Origin of the sequence: Solimonas flava DSM 18980 (genome assembly GCF_000426685.1) — a bacterium.
GTDB classification, from domain to species: Bacteria; Pseudomonadota; Gammaproteobacteria; order Nevskiales; family Nevskiaceae; genus Solimonas; species Solimonas flava.
Map to the genome: position 1 here is coordinate 81,459 of NZ_AUFV01000013.1, position 17,281 is coordinate 98,739.

General features: G+C 69.1%; 17 protein-coding genes and 1 tRNA gene. 5 read left to right on the top strand and 13 right to left on the bottom strand.

What is annotated here, in order from left to right; genetic code table 11:
• Window positions 1-217 precede the first annotated feature (217 nt).
• The 5 genes from K343_RS0114495 to K343_RS24135 all read left to right on the top strand — a co-directional run bounded on the left by K343_RS0114495 (window position 218) and on the right by K343_RS24135 (window position 3,556).
• Window positions 218-1,084, top strand: a complete 867-nt coding sequence (locus tag K343_RS0114495) for a baseplate J/gp47 family protein (RefSeq protein ID WP_161628901.1) — start codon at window positions 218-220, stop codon at window positions 1,082-1,084.
• Window positions 1,075-1,611 carry a YmfQ family protein gene (locus tag K343_RS22315; protein WP_084615908.1) on the top strand — a complete coding sequence of 179 codons (537 nt, stop codon included), beginning with the start codon at window positions 1,075-1,077 and terminating at the stop codon, window positions 1,609-1,611. The genes K343_RS0114495 and K343_RS22315 overlap by 10 nt, the downstream gene beginning before the upstream one ends.
• 3 nt (window positions 1,612-1,614) lie before the next feature.
• Window positions 1,615-2,163 (top strand): phage baseplate protein, encoded by a 549-nt coding sequence (locus K343_RS0114505; RefSeq protein ID WP_028008690.1) that lies wholly within the window; start codon window positions 1,615-1,617, stop codon window positions 2,161-2,163.
• A gap of 138 nt (window positions 2,164-2,301) precedes the next feature.
• The gene (locus K343_RS22320; protein ID WP_051278468.1) at window positions 2,302-3,117 is read left to right on the top strand and encodes a DNA adenine methylase; all 816 of its coding nucleotides are present in this window, start codon (window positions 2,302-2,304) and stop codon (window positions 3,115-3,117) included.
• 70 nt (window positions 3,118-3,187) lie between these two features.
• On the top strand, window positions 3,188-3,556 hold the full coding sequence (locus K343_RS24135) for a hypothetical protein (RefSeq protein ID WP_028008691.1): 369 nt from the start codon (window positions 3,188-3,190) through the stop codon (window positions 3,554-3,556).
• Here the strand turns inward: K343_RS24135 and K343_RS0114520 are convergent.
• The 13 genes from K343_RS0114520 to K343_RS23565 form a co-directional block, all read right to left on the bottom strand.
• Window positions 3,527-3,603 (bottom strand) — tRNA-Arg (locus K343_RS0114520). The two genes, K343_RS24135 and K343_RS0114520, sit on opposite strands and share 30 nt — an antisense overlap.
• 128 nt (window positions 3,604-3,731) lie before the next feature.
• Entirely contained in the window at window positions 3,732-4,598 is an 867-nt protein-coding gene (locus tag K343_RS0114525; RefSeq protein ID WP_028008692.1) for an SDR family NAD(P)-dependent oxidoreductase, read from the bottom strand.
• A 70-nt stretch (window positions 4,599-4,668) separates the two neighbouring features.
• Entirely contained in the window at window positions 4,669-6,039 is a 1,371-nt protein-coding gene (locus K343_RS0114530; protein WP_028008693.1) for a DUF1329 domain-containing protein, read from the bottom strand.
• A 434-nt stretch (window positions 6,040-6,473) separates the two neighbouring features.
• Window positions 6,474-6,944, bottom strand: a complete 471-nt coding sequence (locus K343_RS0114540; protein ID WP_028008694.1) for a DUF2505 domain-containing protein — start codon at window positions 6,942-6,944, stop codon at window positions 6,474-6,476.
• 54 nt (window positions 6,945-6,998) lie between these two features.
• Entirely contained in the window at window positions 6,999-7,163 is a 165-nt protein-coding gene (locus K343_RS0114545; RefSeq protein WP_028008695.1) for a rubredoxin, read from the bottom strand.
• 18 nt (window positions 7,164-7,181) lie between these two features.
• Window positions 7,182-7,919 (bottom strand): TetR/AcrR family transcriptional regulator, encoded by a 738-nt coding sequence (locus K343_RS23560; RefSeq protein ID WP_154662589.1) that lies wholly within the window; start codon window positions 7,917-7,919, stop codon window positions 7,182-7,184.
• A gap of 89 nt (window positions 7,920-8,008) precedes the next feature.
• Window positions 8,009-9,406, bottom strand: coding sequence for an amidohydrolase family protein (locus K343_RS0114555; RefSeq protein ID WP_028008697.1), 1,398 nt, complete (start codon window positions 9,404-9,406; stop codon window positions 8,009-8,011).
• The gene (locus K343_RS0114560; protein WP_051278470.1) at window positions 9,400-10,803 is read right to left on the bottom strand and encodes a CoA transferase; all 1,404 of its coding nucleotides are present in this window, start codon (window positions 10,801-10,803) and stop codon (window positions 9,400-9,402) included. Before K343_RS0114560 ends, K343_RS0114555 begins: the two co-directional genes overlap by 7 nt.
• 7 nt (window positions 10,804-10,810) lie before the next feature.
• Window positions 10,811-11,278, bottom strand: coding sequence for an SRPBCC domain-containing protein (locus K343_RS0114565; protein WP_028008699.1), 468 nt, complete (start codon window positions 11,276-11,278; stop codon window positions 10,811-10,813).
• A gap of 40 nt (window positions 11,279-11,318) precedes the next feature.
• Window positions 11,319-12,830, bottom strand: coding sequence for a class I adenylate-forming enzyme family protein (locus K343_RS0114570; protein WP_028008700.1), 1,512 nt, complete (start codon window positions 12,828-12,830; stop codon window positions 11,319-11,321).
• Between the two features lie 63 nt (window positions 12,831-12,893).
• Entirely contained in the window at window positions 12,894-13,202 is a 309-nt protein-coding gene (locus K343_RS0114575; RefSeq protein ID WP_028008701.1) for a hypothetical protein, read from the bottom strand.
• A gap of 95 nt (window positions 13,203-13,297) precedes the next feature.
• The gene (locus tag K343_RS0114580) at window positions 13,298-14,059 is read right to left on the bottom strand and encodes a response regulator (RefSeq protein WP_028008702.1); all 762 of its coding nucleotides are present in this window, start codon (window positions 14,057-14,059) and stop codon (window positions 13,298-13,300) included.
• A 19-nt stretch (window positions 14,060-14,078) separates the two neighbouring features.
• Window positions 14,079-17,237: a response regulator gene (locus K343_RS23565; protein ID WP_051278472.1), complete on the bottom strand. Its 3,159-nt coding sequence runs from the start codon at window positions 17,235-17,237 to the stop codon at window positions 14,079-14,081.
• Between the last annotated feature and the right edge of the window lie 44 nt (window positions 17,238-17,281).

Sequence of the window (17,281 nt, forward strand, 5' to 3'; positions counted from 1 at the left end):
CCCATCGCTGACGAGTCTGCAGTCCCGCGCGCAGACCAACATCGCGACGCGCATCGACGGCGCTGCGCCGACACTTCGCCGCGGTATTCTCGGCGCGCTGCTCGCGGAGCTGAGCGGCGCGCTGCATTCGCTTTACGGCTTTCTGCAAGCCGAGTCGATCGAGTCGAATCCGTACACAGCCGTGCGGACGCTCCCGCAGTGGGCGAGCATCTGGGGCGTGCAGCGCCGGCAGCCGACGACGGCGGCCGGCGCGATCACGCTGACCGGCGCGCCCGGTGCGTCGGTGGCTGCAGACTCACGCTTGCAGCGCAACGGCGTCGAGTACGCGATCGACAGCGACGGCGTGATCGGCGGCGGGGGCACTGTCGACGTCGCCGTCACCGCGATCACGGCCGGGAGCGACGGCAATGCCGCAGCGGGCGAGACGCTGACGTTCATCTCGCCGCTCGCCGGCGTGCAAGCTGAGGCAATCGTCACCGCCGGCGGGCTCACCGGCGGTGCGGACCTTGAAGACATCGAGGACATGCGGCAGCGCATGCTCGCCGAGATCCAGGAGCCGCCGCACGGCGGCAGCAAGGCCGACTACGTACGCTGGGCGCGCTCGGTCGGCACGATCACGCGGGCGTGGTGTTTCCCGACGTACCGCGGGCCGGGCTCGGTGCGCGTGTACGTGATCAACGACGACTATGCGGGGCCGGAGCTGGCAAGCGCTGCGGACGTCTCTGCGGTTTTCGACTACATCGACTCGGATGAGATCAAGCCGGTTGGCCTCGTGATCGAGGACCCTGAGACTCCGGGCACCTACATCAACGGTCTGGAGGTGCTCGCGCCCGAGGCCGAGCCTGTTGATTTCACGATCGACGATGTGCCGGACGATCCGGCCGCGCGCGTGCGGATCGAGGCTGCGCTGCAGGAGCTGTTCCGGCGCGAGGCTGTGCCGGAGGGGTCGATCGCGCTGACCAAGTTGATCACGACGATCGGCGCCGGCACCGGTGTCGACAACTTCACGCTGTCGGCGCCGGTAGCGTCGCCGAGCGCGCCGGCCGGCAAGATCCTGACGCTCGGGACGGTCACGTGGCTCTGAGCGATCAATACGCAGCTCAGCTGCGCGCACTGAGCCAGCGCGGCGCGTTGTGGGAGCGACTGCGCGGGCCAGTGGTGACGGGCCTGCGTCTCGCAATCGCGGATGGCTTGGCGCGCTTCCACGAGGCTGTGGAGCGGCTGCGCGTCGAGCGCGATCCCCGCACGACGTCGGAGCTGCTGCCGGAGTGGGAGGCGAGCTGCGGGCTTCCAGATGGCTGCCTCGATGACGCCGGCGGCGGCTATCCTGCGCAACGACGTACGGCGGTCGTGGGCCGACTCAATGCGACAGGCGGCAGCTCTCGCGCGTATTTCATCAGCGTGGCTGCGTCGATGGGGTATGCGATCACGTTTGAGGATGTGGCCCCCGCAGTTTCCCGCATTCATGCCGCTGCAGTCACTGTTACCGACATGACGTGCGCCGACAACATCGAAACCCCGCTGCGGTACTGGGGCAACGCACAGCTCGAATGCGCGCTCAATCGGATCAAGCCAGCGCATGTCGAATTCCTTTTTGCATACGGACCCTGAGCCATGAAACGCATTGCTACGCCGAACGCAACCGAAGACGGCAAGTTCCAGCTCGGGGTGCCGGGCACCGCGCAAAAAGCCACCGAGTTCGGCGACGTATGGCCGAACGACGTGCAGGAGGAGATCGTCTCGATCATCGAGGCGGCCGGCTTGACGCCGACAGCCGGAGTTGCGCAGCTCTACCGCGCGCTCGCTGATCTGGAGCATCGAGTCGGTGACTATCTGGTTACTGAGAGCAGCGTATCGCCGGCGATGCGCTGGCCGTGGCAGACGTGGATCGAGGTCCCGGGTCGCGTGCTCGTGGGCTATGACGCTAGTCAGACGGAGTTCAACGCGATTGGCAAGCAGGGCGGCGCCAAGACCAAGACGCTGTCGATAAACGAGCTGCCCGTCGGCGCCGCGATCAAACCGCATGTCGGTAATGGCGGCGAGATCGATGGTTACAGCACTGGCGCGCCCAACGCTGACAACTTCGATACCGCCGGCGGCAGCCAGGCATTCAGCCTGCTGCCGCCGTACCGAGTAGCAAGGGTCTGGCGGCGGACGGCGTGACGACATGAAAGGAGGCGGCCTTGGCTGTGCGCTAACACAGCCAGGGCCGCCGCACCCACCTGCACAGAGGTGAGCCAGCCAAGGCCTCCCCAGCTCCGCGGAGCGCCGGGAGGCTATCAAATCCCCGAGAGGCTCACTGTGACCAAACCCATCATTCCCTGGATCGGCGGCAAGCGCCGCTTGGCGCCGATCATCCTGCCGCTGTTCCCCGAGCATACCTGCTACGTCGAGCTGTTCAGCGGAGCGGCCGCAATCGCGTTCGCGAAGCCGCCAGCGGCGGCCACTGTGCTCAATGACATCAACGGCGAACTGATCAATCTGTACCGCGTCGTCAAGCATCACTACGAGGAGTTCATCCGGCAGTTCAAATGGGCTTTCACGAGCCGGAAAATCTTCGAATGGCACCAGATGACGAACCCCGAGACGCTGACGGACATTCAGCGCGCCGCCCGGTTTTTCTACCTGCAGAAGCTCTGCTTCGGCGGGCGCGTCGACGGCCAGAGCTTCGGAACCTCGACCACCAGCGGGCCACGGCTCAGCCTGTTGACGCTGGAGGAGGACTTATTCGACGCCTGGCGCTGGCTCTGCGAGGCGACGATCGAATGCCTGCCCTGGGCTGCCTGCATCGAGAAGTACGACCGGGCGCATACGCTTTTCTTCGCCGACCCGCCGTACTGGGAGACCGAGGGCTACGGCGTGGACTTTCCGCTGGCCGAATACGAGGCATTGGCCAGCGCAGCCCGCTCGATCGACGGCTGTCTGGTCATCACCGTCAACGACCACCCAACGATGCGCGAGGTCTTCGCCGGCCTGCCCATGCAGTCGGTGCCGATCACCTACACCGTCGGCGGCGGCGACAACCAGGCCGAGCGCGCCGAGCTGATCATCGGCAACTGGCCGGGCGGCTGGCCCGCGCCAAAGCCGCTGACGGCGCAGGTAGGGCTAGGGTTTTGACCAGCCTGAAATTCGCGCCCCAAATCATGTGTCGCGGCGTCTCAAACCAAATGGCGCGCTACAGGCCGGCGTGCTCGATCCGACCGAATCCGTACTCAAGGAACAGCTCAATGCGCTGAAGCTGCGCAAGGCGGAGGCGACGGCGGAGCTGGAACGCTGCAAGCTGCTGGCGCAGGCGGCGATGGTGCAGCCGACGCCCGAGAAGATCGCCCGCTTCGCCGACGGGCTGCGGCAGCGGCTCACCGAGGGCGAGGTCCCGCTACGCAAGGCGTACCTCCGCGCCTTCGTCGATCTGATCGTCGTCGAGGACAACCAGATCATCATTCAAGGCCGCAAGGACGTGCTCGTCAGTGCGGCGGCGAAAGGAAAAGTCAGCCCCGCGGGAGCGGTTCTGACTTTTGTACCAAAATGGCGCGCCCGACAGGATTCGAACCTGTGACCCTTGGTTTCGGAAACCAATACTCTATCCAGCTGAGCTACGGGCGCTTAGGGGCGCGATTCTAATCTACGGCGGCGGGGGAAGCCACGCGCCGGCGAACACCGCACCCTGAATCTCCACCGACAGACACCATCGGCCCGACCGGCCGAGACCACGCACGGCCGGGCCGAGGCCTTCAGGCCGTGTACGAAGGCACCTGGAAGGTCTTGCGCATCAGCGCTTCGAGCTGGCTGTCGGACAGCAGGCGCTTCATCAGGCCCATCGGCTTGACGTCGCGGCCGAGGTATTCCATCGGCTTCCACTTCTTCTTGTCGAGGATCACCAGCGTGCCGGCCAGCGCCTGCTCGGGCGTCGCGCCGCTCTTTTCGAGCATGTCCGGCAGCACCTGCATGATGGTCTTGCCCAGATGCGGCTCGTAGACCTTGCGGATCGCCTCGGGCTGCTCGTTCCAGGTCTTGCGTGTGTTGGCGTGGGAGTTCGCCGACATCGCCGTCAGCACGCCGCCGGGAATGATCGAGGTGACCTGGATGCCGAACGGCGCGAGCTCGTGGCGCAGCGTCAGCGTCATGCCGTGGATCGCATGCTTGGTCATGTTGTAGGCGCCGGCGCCGACCGGGTTGGCGAGGATCGCGCCCGAGCTGTAGTTGGCGATGCGCGAGCCCGGCGCGTTCTTGCGGATCAGCGGCAGGAAGGCCTGGATCACGCGCAGCTGGCCGAACATGTTGATGTTGAACAGGCGCTCGACGGCGCCGAGGTCGGCCGCCTCAAGCACGCCGGTACCGATGTTGGCGACGCCGGCGACGTTCATCAGCAGGTCGAGCCCGCCGCCGTTCAGCGCCCGCGTGACGAATTCGGCGCTGGCCTTGACCGACTCGGTCTTCGACACGTCCTGTTCGACGACGGTGATGTTGCCGCCGGTCTTCAGATCGGTCGGCGCGCCGGGCAGCACGCCGGCGAACACGCGCCAGCCGCGCTCGGCGAGCGCCTTGCTCAGCAGATTGGCCTGACCGACGTTGGCGCCGGTGATGAAAGCAGTCTTCATGATCTCTTCGCCTCAAAGACACGGGGCGGCCGAAGCCGCCCCGCTTGGATGTAACGTACAGCGCCCGACTTCAGTGACCGCCGCGCGCAGCAGCCTCGGCGCTGAACATTGCCGGCGTCAGCGGCCGGTTCGTACGCCACCAGCCGTCGCCGCGCTCGTTGACCATGTAACCGGCCTCGTAGGCCTTCGCGGTGAGGTCGTGATAGACCGAGGTGCCGCGATGGAAGGTTTGCGATTCCTGCGAGAAGAAGTAGTTGACGAAGGCCACGCGCCACAGCTGGCCGCGCGCGTCGTAGTTGTCGGCCCACAGCGCCATCCAGGTGTCCTCGTCGACGTACAGGCGGCGCTTGCTGTAGATGTGGCGCACGCCGTCCTTCAGCGAGCCTTCGAGAATCCACACGCGATGCAGCTCGTAGCGCTCGTAGTCCGGATTGATCGTGTTCGGCTTGATGATGTCCGCGTACTTGAGCGCCGGATCGTTGATCTTGAAGTTGTGGTACGGCACGTAGATTTCCTGCTTGCCGACCAGCTTCCAGTTGTAACGCTCGGGCGAGCCGTTGAACACGTAGTCGTCGTCGACCGTGCGCAGGCCGGCCGGCGGCACCGGGTAGTCGAAGCCGACTTCCGGCGCCTGACGCACGCGGCGGATGCCCGGCTGGTACTGCCAGGACTGCGTCGAGTCCTTGGTGAAGTTGTTCGGCTGGATGCCGACGGCGACGAAGCCCTTGTCGCGCTCCGGCAGCAGATAGCCGGTGTAGAAATAGGCGTTGATCTTGTCGGTGAACGAGCCGCGCTTCTTCGGGTCGTTGCCCGGGTTCAGCGTCATGAACTTGTTGCGGCCCCAGGCGATGCTGCCGTTGGCGTAGACGTCGGCGATGTCGCAGACCGCCTGCTCGGTCCAGGCGCGATGCGGATTGATGACGTTCCAGATCGCTTCGAGACCGCTCTTCGGGAACGGGAACGGAATCGCGCCGCTGGTGCCGGTGATGCCGAGGCCGTCGTCGACGACCTCCGCGGTCGTGGCGTTCTTCTTGACGGTGTCGCAGACCCAGTCCGGCACGCCGAAGTCGCGGTGGCTCGGATAGACGTTCATCCGGTACGAATCCGGATACTGCTTGAGCAGCGCCTTCTGGCCTTCCGTCAGCTTGGCCTCGTACTGGGCCATGTTCTTCGCGGTGATCGTGAACAGCGGCTTCTCGTCGGCGTACGGGCCCGGCTCGTAACCGTAGGGCTTCTTCATGCCGGGCCAGCTGTTCAGATACTTGCCGGTGTATTCGGCAACGCCGTCCGGCGAACCGGCCTTCTCGGCGCCCATGCAGGTCAGCTTCGGGCCGTTCAGCTCCGCCGCCTTGGCGGCATCGACCTTGGCATACGCAGCCGGCGCGAGCAGGCCGGCGGCGCCGACCGTCAGGCAAGACGCCAGAACCATTCTGAACTTCATTGTTCTCTCCTCATCCTTGGGATACGCCCGCTGACGATCCCATCAATCGCCGCAGCCGGCATTCGCTGCATCGCGCTGTTCGTCTGGCGCCATCGTCAGCCGCGTGTCGCGCTGACCTGGCGACACGCGATCCATGCGTGCCCGCGAAAACCTATCGTAGTTCCGAAAAAGCGCAGTGCCTCGTCCGAAACGAGTATTCGACGCTCGCGCGCGCGGACGCGACCGCAGCGCGGCGCGCGAGTTCCATTGCACGCTGAAAAAAGCGCGGCACGCCGCCGCACCGGAACGCAAGAAAGGGGCTGAACAACACCGTCATCGCGAGGCCGCGCAGCAGCCGTGGCGATTCAGAGCCGCCGCCGGCCTCGCGCGCCGCGGGATGGATTCACCGCCTGCGGCGCCTCGCGATGACGATGGAGGAACTGCTGCAGAGCTTCCTAGCGATAGTCGGCAATCAGTTCGATCGCGATGCGCGTTTCATCGGCCGAGCGCGTGTCCATGTCGGCGACCGCCATCTTCTCGATCTGTCCGCCGAGCAGCGGAATCTTCGACTTGACCGTCCAGTCGTAGGTCACCAGCGTTTCGCTGCCGCCGTCGGCGATCGCCGTCGTGCACGCGCATTCGAGCGGCATCGCGCCGGCCTCGACCTTGACGCTGCCGGTGCGGCTGGCGACGTGCCAGGTTTCCTCGTTCGTCACCGTCGCCTCGGCCTTCTTGCCGCCCGGCATCTGCACCGGCACCTTGCGCTCGACGCGGATGCGGAAGGTCTGGCCGTCGAACTCGTGCGCGAGCACCTTGTACGGCATGCCGAGCGCGTCGAGCTTGCGCGTATGGAATCCCTTGTCGGTGAACATCTTGATGACGACGTCCGGCGCCGCCGGATAGCGCGCCTGCACCTGGTGCTTCATGCCTGTCTCCCCTGTGATCGTGCCTGCACGGCGAGCCGCAGCCGCGGCCGCGCGTCAGCCGGTGTAGATCTCGAACGAATCCTTCGGCGAACCGCACTCCGGGCAGACCCAGTCGTCCGGCAGCTCCGTGAACTTGGTGCCCGGCGCGATGCCGTGATCCGGCATGCCCAGTGCCTCGTCGTAGATGTAACCGCAGATGACGCAGATCCACTTGTCCATGCTTCCCCCGTTGTCGTCCTATTGCCTGCGGCGCGCAGCCGGCGGCGGCAGCGCCTCGCCGCGCGCCGCGGCGAAGCCGGCGAGCATCGTGCGCAGCGCGCTGCGCCAGTCGATCAGCAGGCTCGACTCGCCGACGCGGCCGAGCACGCGGCGCGACAGCTGCAGCGAGCGCTCGTCGCGCTCGACCAGCGTGCGCTGCACCAGCTGCTGCCACGAAGCACCGTTCTGGATGCTGGCCTTCAGGCCGATCGCCGCCGAGGCCGCACCGACCGTCAGCATGCCGACCGAGTGGAACAGCACCGCGCCTTCCTCGACGCTGAAGCCGTGCTCGCGCGTCAGCACGTCGAGGAACTGTTCGAGGATGTCGATCTCGGCGTGCGGGCCGAGGCGGCCGCGCGACAGCTCGGCGATCAGCTGCGGCTCGCCGACGAACGCCTCGAACAGACTCTCGGCATAGCGCTCGGCGAGCGCCGACCAGTGCTCGTGCTGGCTGTCCGGCAGGCGGCGCGCCAGCGTCAGCTGGAAGGCGGCGAGGCGCACCAGCTCGTCGCGGTTCGGCACATGGCGATAGAGCGTCGCCTGCGCGACGCCGAGACGATCGGCGATCTGCTTGAACGTGACGGTATCGAGGCCGAGCTCGATCGCCGCGGCGACGATCGCCTGTGCACTGACGGCCGGCGGCCGGCCGACGCGCGCGGCGGCACCGGCGCCACCGGCACCCCGGTCCTGCTCTGCCTTGCGTCGAGTACTGCGCATGCGGGCGATCACTCCTTCGTGCCGAGTTTCAAGAACGGAATCTTCAAATTCTTCGTCTGCTCGGACGACGGTGCAAGTGCGCAAATGCCTCAGCGCGAGCCGATCAGCTCGCCACGCCGCCAGGTCGCGCGCACCGTCGCCTCGCCGAGCCGCGTCCGCACCGCGCGCCACGGCGCGTCGAGCAGGCACAGATCGGCGACGGCGCCGACCGCGAGCGGCGGCGCGGCCTGCGCCGGCGCCTGCAGAGGGCCGGTATACAGCGCGAACGCCGCCTCCGGCGTCAGCGCTTCATCGGCACCGAGCGTCGCGCCGCGCACGCTGCGCCGCTCGCAGGCGGCCTGCATCGCGCGCCACGGATCGGCGTCGCCGAACGGCGCGTCGGTGCTGCCGGCCAGCGCGACGCCGGCGCCGCGCAGGCCCTGCAGCCGGTACAGCCAGGGCCGGTCGTCGGCGTCGACGTCGGCGAGGTAGGCGTCGCCGCGTTCGGCGATGAAGTTCGGCTGCGTCACCACTGTCAGCCGCAGCCGCGCGATCTGCGCGGCCAGCTCCGGCGGCGCGACCGCGGCGTGCTCGATGCGATCGCCGTCGCGCGCCCCGGCCTCGTCCAGCGCGGCGAGCGCGAACGCCAGTTCCGTGCGCGTCACGCAATGAAACGCGACCGGCCGCGCGTGGCGATGGCTCTGCGCGATCGCCGCGCACAGTGCCTCGAATTCCGGCAGCTCGTGCTCGTGCAGGTGGAACTTGTGCGCGCCGCGCTGCACGCCCGGCACGCCGGCGCAGCCGTCGAGCCGGGCGTCGCCCATCACGCAGAGATCCTGCAGCAGCTCGCCACGCGCATGCGCCGCGGCGAAGTGCGCGAGATCGTCCGGCCCGTTCGTGTGCGTGGTGTCGGTGAGGCCGACCACGCCGCGCGCCGCGAGCGCGCGGCTGATCGCCGCGAGCGACGGCCGCTCGCGCGGCAGACGCGTGCGCAGCCAGTCGTCGGCGTCGTAGAGGCGCCCGCTCAGACGGCCGTCGATGCGCTCGAACGGATCGCCGCCGCCGTCGCCGTCGCGCACGCCGAGCGCGGCCAGCCCCGCCGAATTGAACGTCCACAGCCGACCGCTGCGATGCTGCACGCGCAGCGGCCGCGCCGCCACGCACCGATCCAGCCAGTCGCGATCGAGCGTCGCGCAGACCGATTCGTGATGGCCGACGCCGCGCAGCCAGCCGGTACCGGTGCGCGCCGCCGCGCGCAGCGCCGCGGCCAGCTGCGCCTCGTCGTCGACCTGCGGCGGCCCGCAGGCGACCGACGCACCCGCCGCGGCCAGCGCCTGCAGATGCAGATGGTGATCGCGCAGGCCCGGCAGCAGCGCACCGCCGGCAGCCGGCAGCACCGTCTCGCCACCGCGCGGGCGCAGACCGGCGCCGATCTCGGCGATGCGGCCGTCGGCGATGCGCACGTCGACGCGCGCGCCGAAATGCAGCTCGGCGTCGCGGATCAGCATGCGCCGCCCAGACGCGCGAGCACGGCATCGGTATCGGCGCCGAAGGGCGCCGCCGCGGCGCGCACGCAGCGCGCCTGCGGGGCGCGCACGTCGCCGGAGCGCAGCTCGGCCTGCCAGTCGCGGCGGCGCGCACGCCAGCCGGCGGCGTCGCGCGGCGCCTCGAACTGCGCGGCCTGACGCGCCACCTCGTGCAGCGACAGTGCGATCAGCCGCCCGCCGCCGCTCGCATGGCTCGCCCACGCGGCGAGCGCCGCGTGCAGGCCGGTCAGCGGATCGGCGATCGCGTCGCCGATGAAGCAGGGCTCGGCGCCGGCGAGCTGCTGCGCGGCGGACAGCCCGGCGGCGACGCCGGCATCGTCGCCGTAGGCGATCCACTGCGCCTGCGGCTCCTGGCGGCCGTAGCCGTGGATCGCGATCCAGCTCTGGTCCGGCTTTTCGCGCAGCAGGGCTTCGGCGTCGATGCCCATCTGCCGCAACGCGCGCGGCCGCGAGGCCTCGATGACGATATCGGCGCGGCGCAGCAGGGCCAGCAACTGCGCGCGGCCGCGGGCGCTGTGCAGATCGAGCGCGACGCTGCGCTTGCCGGCGTGCAGCAGATCGAAGAACGGTGCCGAGCCGCGGCGCGCGCCGTCCGGGCGCGCCGTGCTTTCAACCTTGATGACCTCGGCGCCGCAGCGCTGCAGCAGCTGCGAGCACAGCGGCCCGGCCCACAGCGAGGACAGATCGACGACCAGCGGCGCCGGACGCACCGCCAGCACGCCTGGCCACGATCGCCCGGCATGCACGCGCAGCCACGGCACCGGCGTCGCCTCGACGCGGCTCGGCGCGAGCGCCAGGCCGAGCAGGCGGCCGCGCTCCACGAGTTCGTCGACATCGCGCTCGCGCACCGCGGCCTCGACCGAGGCCCAGTCCGTGGCCGGCGCTTCGAGCCAGGCCGGCAGCAGCGACCAGTCGTCGTCGCGCGGCAGGCTGAGCGCGAGCAGGCCGTCGCCAGCGCGCAGCAGACGGCAGGCACCGCCGGCGGAAATGGCACCGCGTCGCTGCAGCCCCATCAGCGCGGCGCGTTCGGCGAGCAATGCGGCGCCGCGCAGATCGGCAAGCTCGGCCTGCGGCGCGAGGCTGGCCAGCGCGGCCAGCGCGCCGTCGGCGAGCGCCGTGAGCGGAAGAGCGGAAAGCTGCGGCGCGCCGTCGGCGGCGCCGCACAGCGTCATCAGGCCGCTGCGCGCCCAGGCGCGCGCCGGATGCTCGGCGGGCGGCACCACGCGCGCGGCCGGCGCGGCGCCGAGCGTGGTCAACAGATGGTCGCGGTAACGCGCGGCCGTATCGACCGCTTTCCCGGCCGCGTCTCCAGCCGCGTCCGGCGCAGCCTCGGCCGGCGCAGCGAGCACGGCGCTCATGCGCGCCTCAACCGCCGCCGGCCTGCGTCTGGCGGTGTATCCACAGTTCCTCGGCACGGCGGCGGACGCCGTCCGTCATGCCGGCGAAGCCGGCTTCGAGCTTGTCGCGCAGCAAGGCCAACACCAGAAAACGCAGCCAGCCCTGCAGATGGAAGTACGAGCGATAGCGCGTGCGCGTCGCGTCGATCGGCTCGACGTCATGCGAGCGGAACGAGGACAGCGCGCCGCCCGGCACCGGCTTCATGCTGTAGGCGAAGCGCCGGCCCTCGACGTATTCCTTCATCCACTCGCGCTGCGCCTGCGGCCGCGCCAGCAGCTTGACCTTCATGTCGATCGGATCGCCGGGCTTCAGCGTCGAGCGCGCCTCGATGCAGAACGGATTCCACTGCGGATACTTCGGCAGATCGGCGAGCACCTCCCACACCACCTCGGCGGGGGCGTTGATCTCAACCGTCTTTTCGATGACGAAGCGCATCGCGGACTCCGGCGTCAGGCGGGACAGGATAGCGGCGCGCTCAGGCCGCCGCGCGTTCGGCGAATTCCTGGCGGATCAGACGACGCAGCACCTTGCCGGTTTCGTTGTACGGCAGCGCGTCCTTGAAGACGATGGCCTGCGGCACGCGCGAGGAGCGCAGCTGCGAGCGGACCAGCGCCTGCAGCTCTTCCGGCTCGACGCGGGCGCCATCCTTGAGCACGACCGCCGCCGCCACCGCCTCGCCCCACTGCTCGTCCGGCATCGCCACGCAGGCGACGTCGGCGACCGCCGGGTGCGACAGCAGCACGTCCTCGATCTCGCCCGGCGAGATGTTCTCGCCGCCGCGCACGATCACGTCGTCGGCGCGCCCTTCGAGGAACAGGTAGCCCTCGTCGTCCAGATAGCCGCGGTCCTTGGTCGGGAACCAGCCTTCGGCGTCGAGCTGGCTGCCGAGCGACAGATACTCGCCCGAGACCTGCGGGCCGCGCACGAACACCAGGCCCGCCTCCTCCGGCCCGAGCACGCGGCCGTCCTCGTCGCGAATCTGGATCTCGACCGCGGCCGGCCTGCCGACCGAAGCCAGACGCCGGCGCACGCGCGGATCGTCGCTGGCGGCGGCGGCGCGGTGATCGTCCGGACCGAGCACGGCGATCGTCGAGCTGGTTTCGGTGAGACCGTAGGCATTGGTGAAATCGACGCCGGGGAACAGACGCATGGCCTGTTCGATCGTCGACAGCGGCATCTTGCCGCCGCCGTAGGCGATCGCGCGCAGCGCCGGCAGCGCCGCGTCCGCGTCCTCTTCGAGCAGGTGGTCGACGACGCGCTGCAGCATGGTCGGCACCAGGAAGGCATTGCTGACCTCATGCGCACGGCAGGCTTCGAGCCAGGCGCGAGCCTCGAAGTTCTCCAGCTGCACCATGCGCCGGCAGGCGTAGGTCGACGACAGCACCGCCGAAATGCCCGCGACGTGATACGGCGGCACGGTGACGACGATGGCGTCGTTCTCCTCGGCGGCACCGAACTCGACGGTGCCGACGATGTACGACATCAGGTTCTCGTGGCGCAGGATCGCCGCCTTCGGCTTGCCGGTGGTGCCGCTGGTGAACAGCTGCACGGCGACCGCGCGCGGGTCCTCGTCCGGCTGCGGCGGCTCGGCGTCCGCCGCCAGCGGCGGCAGGGCCAGCAGCTCCGAGCGCAGCAGCAATTCCACGCCCTCGCGCGGCTCGACCAGCGACACGAATTCGTCGCCGACCACCAGCACCACCGGCGCGACGCGCTCGATCAGCTCGTTGAGCTCCGGCCGCGTCAGGCGATAGTTGAGCGGCACATACGGCAGGCCGGCGTAGGCCGCGCCGAAGATCGAGATCGGCGCCGCCGGACTGTTGACGTCGAGCAGGCCGACGTACTGCGCGCCGCTGGCACGGAACCGCGCCGCGGCGCGGCAGGCCGCCTCGCGCAGCTCCGCATAGGTGTAGGCGAACTCGCCGGACACGACAGCGGTGCGATCGCCGAAGGCCTCGGCGGCCATGTCGAGGATGGTGGAAATGTTCATGGCAGTTTCACTCTGGAGCCGCGCTGCGCGGACGCGGCAGGCACGCGCGCCGCGGCCTCGATGCTAGTCCGACGACGGCAGCTGCTTGGCCTGCTTGACCTCGAGCGGCGTGCTGCCGAGGCTCAGCGAGCCCTTGCCGCCCTTCGTGCACAGCAGCTCCAGCGACTCGTCGGCGTTGACGTAGCGCTTGCCGATCAGCGTCTCGCCGACGAAGGCCGGGTCCGGCTCGCCGGCGCCGGTCGCCGTCGGCGCGATCATCTCGGCGCCGCCGCAGCGCAGATCGTGCTCGCCGGCCGGCGCCTTCACGACCATCACCTGCGTTTCGCAAACCGCGCTCTTGAAGCGCGCGCCGGGCTTGAGTGCCGTCGCCATCGTGGGGTTCTCCATCATTCGTGAGTGGCCGGACTGTAAGCCAGGCGCGGCCCGGCCACCCCGTCCACTTGTGGGAGGTGAGTCGGACTCAGGAGCTAGCGACCGTAGTTCGGAGCCGCGCTCGGCACGTATTCATATCCGCCGCCGTGGCCGCGCACGGTGCGGATCACGGTCGGATCGCCTGGCACCGGCTCGATCTTGCGACGCAGCCGGGTAATGCGCAGGTCGATCGCGCGGTCGAATACCGCCGTCGGATCGGTGTCGGACAGTTCCAGCAGACGCTCCCGCGACAGCACCACGCCGGGATGATCGGCGAACGCACACAGCAACGCGAACTCGGACCCGGTGATCAGCAGGATCTCGCCGCCGTTGTCGACCAGGCGGCGGCGCGCACGATCGAGACGCCAGCGTCCGAACCAGGTTTCGCCAGCACTCGCCGGCGGCTCGCGAACCGGCGGCGGCAGGCTACCGGCCGCCGGCCCGCCGCGCCGGCGCAGGACGCTGCGCACGCGCGCCAGCAGCTCGCGCAGGTCGGCCGGCTTGGCGATGTAGTCGTCGGCACCGAGCTCGAGTCCGACGACACGGTCGGCGGTCGCGTCATTGCCGGTCAGCATGATGACCGGCACGTCGGAACCGGCGCGCAGCCAGCGCAGCACGGAAAGACCGTCCTCGTCCGGCATCACCAGATCGAGGATCACACAGTGCGGTGCGGCGGCCGCTGCCGCAGCACAGGCCGCGCGCAGCGCCGGGCCGCCGTCGTAGCCGAGCACTTCATAGCCCTGCCCCGACAGGTAGTCGACCAGCAGCTCGCGAACCAGCACGTCGTCATCGACCACGGCGATGCGGGTTTTCACCATGCCCTCCCCAGGCAGTAGGCTACAGACGCTCGCCGATCGTACACCGGGCCGCAACGTCCGCCGCCGTCAGCGCGTGCAGTTCGGCGCCGACGTCCCGAGCTTCGGCCAGTCGCTGCTCGACCCGCGCCGCCGCCTGACCCAAGGCCGTCATGCCTAGCGTCGCCGCCGCACCCTTGAGCGCGTGCGCCTGACGCAGCGCCGTGCTCGCATCGCCGGCGGCCAGTGCCGCGGCGATGGCGTGCGGTGCCGACGGCGACGCCAGATAGCGCCGCGCCGCGCGCTGCCACAGCGTACGGTCGCCCCCCATCAGCGCGATCGCCGCGTCGAAGTCGACGCCGGCGTTGTCCGTCGCCGCGGCGCCCGCACCATCGCTGCCCGCCGCGTCGACCCAGCGCTCGAGCAACGCGTAGAGCTGCCCGACGTCGATCGGCTTGCCGAGATGGTCATCCATGCCGGCTTCCAGACAACGTTCGCGATCGCCGGCCATGGCGCTCGCCGTCATCGCGATGATCGGCACCGTCGCGCGCGCGGAGCCGAGCGCGCGGATGCGGCGTGTCGCCTCGAGCCCATCCATCTCCGGCATCTGCACATCCATCAGCACCGCGTCGTAGTCGGCGGCAGCCGCGCGCGCGATCGCCGCGCGACCGTCGGCGACAACGTCGACGCGCACGCCGACACGCTGCAGCAGCTCGTACGCGACTTCCTGGTTGATGTCCTGGTCCTCGACGAGCAGCACGCGGCGGCCGGTCAGGCGCGCACCGGTCGGCATCGGCGGCGCTTCCTGCACCGCGCCGACGACGAGCTCGCGGCCGAGCGCGGCAACGATGGTGTCGTGCAGCACCGACGGATTGACCGGCTTGATGAGAAAGCCGTCGAACCCGGCGGCCTGCGCCTGCCGCTCGACTTCCTCGCGGCCGAATGCCGTCACCATGATGATGACGACCGGCTCCGCGGCGGCGAGTGCGCGAATACGGCGTGCGGTCTCGATACCACTGAGCCCCGGCATCTGCCAGTCCAGCAGCAGCAAGCGATAGCCGCGCGCGCCGGCGGCGCGCACGCGTGCAATGGCACTGGCGCCGTCGCCGGCTTCGGCGACCTCGCAGCCGAAGGCTTCGAGATGGCCGCGCAGAATCGTCAGCGCGGTCGGGTTATCGTCGACGAGCAGCACGCGCAGACCGCGCAGCGACGCCGGCGGCGACGCCACGGGCGCCGCCGCGCGTCCGAAGCGGGCGGTGAAATGAAAACAGCTGCCGCGGCCTGGCGCGCTGTCGACGCCGATCTCGCCGTCCATAAGGTCAACCAGGCGCTGCGAGATCGCCAGACCGAGGCCGGTACCGCCATAGCGGCGCGTCGTCGAGCTGTCCGCCTGAGAGAACGACTCGAACAGACGCGCGATCTGGTCCTCGCTGAGGCCGATGCCGGTGTCGCGAACCTCGAAGCGCAAGCGTACGAAATCGCGGCCACGCTTGAGCGTACGAACACGCACGACGATCTGCCCGCACTCGGTGAACTTGATGGCATTGCCGGCGAGGTTCAGCAACACCTGGCCGAGCCGCAGCGGATCACCGACCAACTGGGTGCCGAGGCCCGGCTCGACATCGAGCAGGAGCTCCAGGTCCTTCTCGGCGGAACGCACGTCGAGCAGGTCGACCAGGTTGTCGAGCACGCCGTACAGATCGAACGGCACCGCTTCCAGCGCCAGCTTGCCGGCCTCTATCTTGGAGAAATCGAGCACGTCGTTGATGATCTGCAGCAGCGACTTGGCCGCACCGTCGATCTTGCCGAGATAGCCGCGCAACTGGCGTTGATCGTCGCTGATCAGCGCCAGATGCGTGAGACCGACGATGGCGTTCATCGGCGTGCGAATCTCGTGGCTCATGTTGGCGAGGAACTCGCTCTTGGCCTTCGACGCCGCCTGCGCCTGCGCCCACGCCGCCTTCAGTTCCGCTTCGTGCCGTACGCGCTCGCGCAGGTCGCTCATCGTCGCGAACAGCTGCGTCGCGCCGCCGAGTTCGACGCGGGTCAGCGCGATCTCGCAAGGACGCGGCTCGCCGCCGCGCGTCTGGTGCATCCAGTCGAAACGGTTGTAGCCGCGCGCGAAGGCGAGGTCGATCATCTCCATCGCCTTGTCCATCGACGGCCGGCCGTCGGGCTGCAGCGCCGGCGAAAAAGCCGCGAAGTCGCGCGCGAAGTCCTGCTCGTCCGCAATGTCGAGCAGCTCGCGCAGCGTCGGATTGACGCCGGAGAACCGCCGCTCGATATCGATCATCACCAGTCCAATCCGGGTGTGGTCAAAGATCGCGCGCAGGCGCTGCTCGGCGGCACGCGCCGCGTCGCGGGCCTGGGTACGCTCCTGCTCCAGCTGCTTGAGATCGGTGAGGTCCTGCCAGAAGCCGTTTATCAGCGTGGTGCCGTCGGCTTCGCGGCGTGGCCGACCTACCGAGCGAACCCAGCGGATCTCGCCGCTGCGGTGATGGCGGACGCGAAAATCCACGCACATCACTTCGAGCGTGTGCACCGCCTGACGCACGGCCGCACCGACCGCCGGCAGGTCTTCCGGGAGCACCGTGCGGAAGCGCGCGTTCAGGTCCTGCTGGCCCTCCTCGGTGGTGACGCCGATCAGCGTACGGATGCCTTCGCTGAGATAGACAATCTGTACTTCGCCAGCCGTTGTCACCCGCATCTGGTAGAGCGCGCCGGGCACCGAATCGGTCATGTCGCGCAAGCGCTGCTGGGCTTCGATCTCGATGCTGACGTCGTTCCAGTAGCCGTGCCACATGAAACCGTCGGGAAGCGCGTGCGGCGAGGCAAAGGTGCGCACCCAGCGCAAGGCACCGTCCGGGCGGCGGACGCGCACATCGACCGAGAACGGCGCCAGGCTTCGCGACGCCTCCTCGTAGCGCGCGAACAGCGTCGCCGAATCCTCGGCGATCACCAGGCTCGCGGGTAGCAACGGATCGCGCAGGATCGCTTCAGGCTCGACACCGAGCACTTCGCGCACGCGCCGGCTTACATAGTGATAACGGATGCGGTTGCGCAGATCGCCTTCGAGCCGGAATACCGCACCGGGTAGCGACTCGGCGAGCGCCGCCATGTCGTCCGGCCATGACGCGCCGGCCGGCGCCGCTTTCAGACGGCCGAGATCGGGCGTGGACGGCTCGTTCGGGGCATCAGTCATGGAAGGGTTCCGCGGCGGCGAAGACCCCCACTTTGGAATGCCCC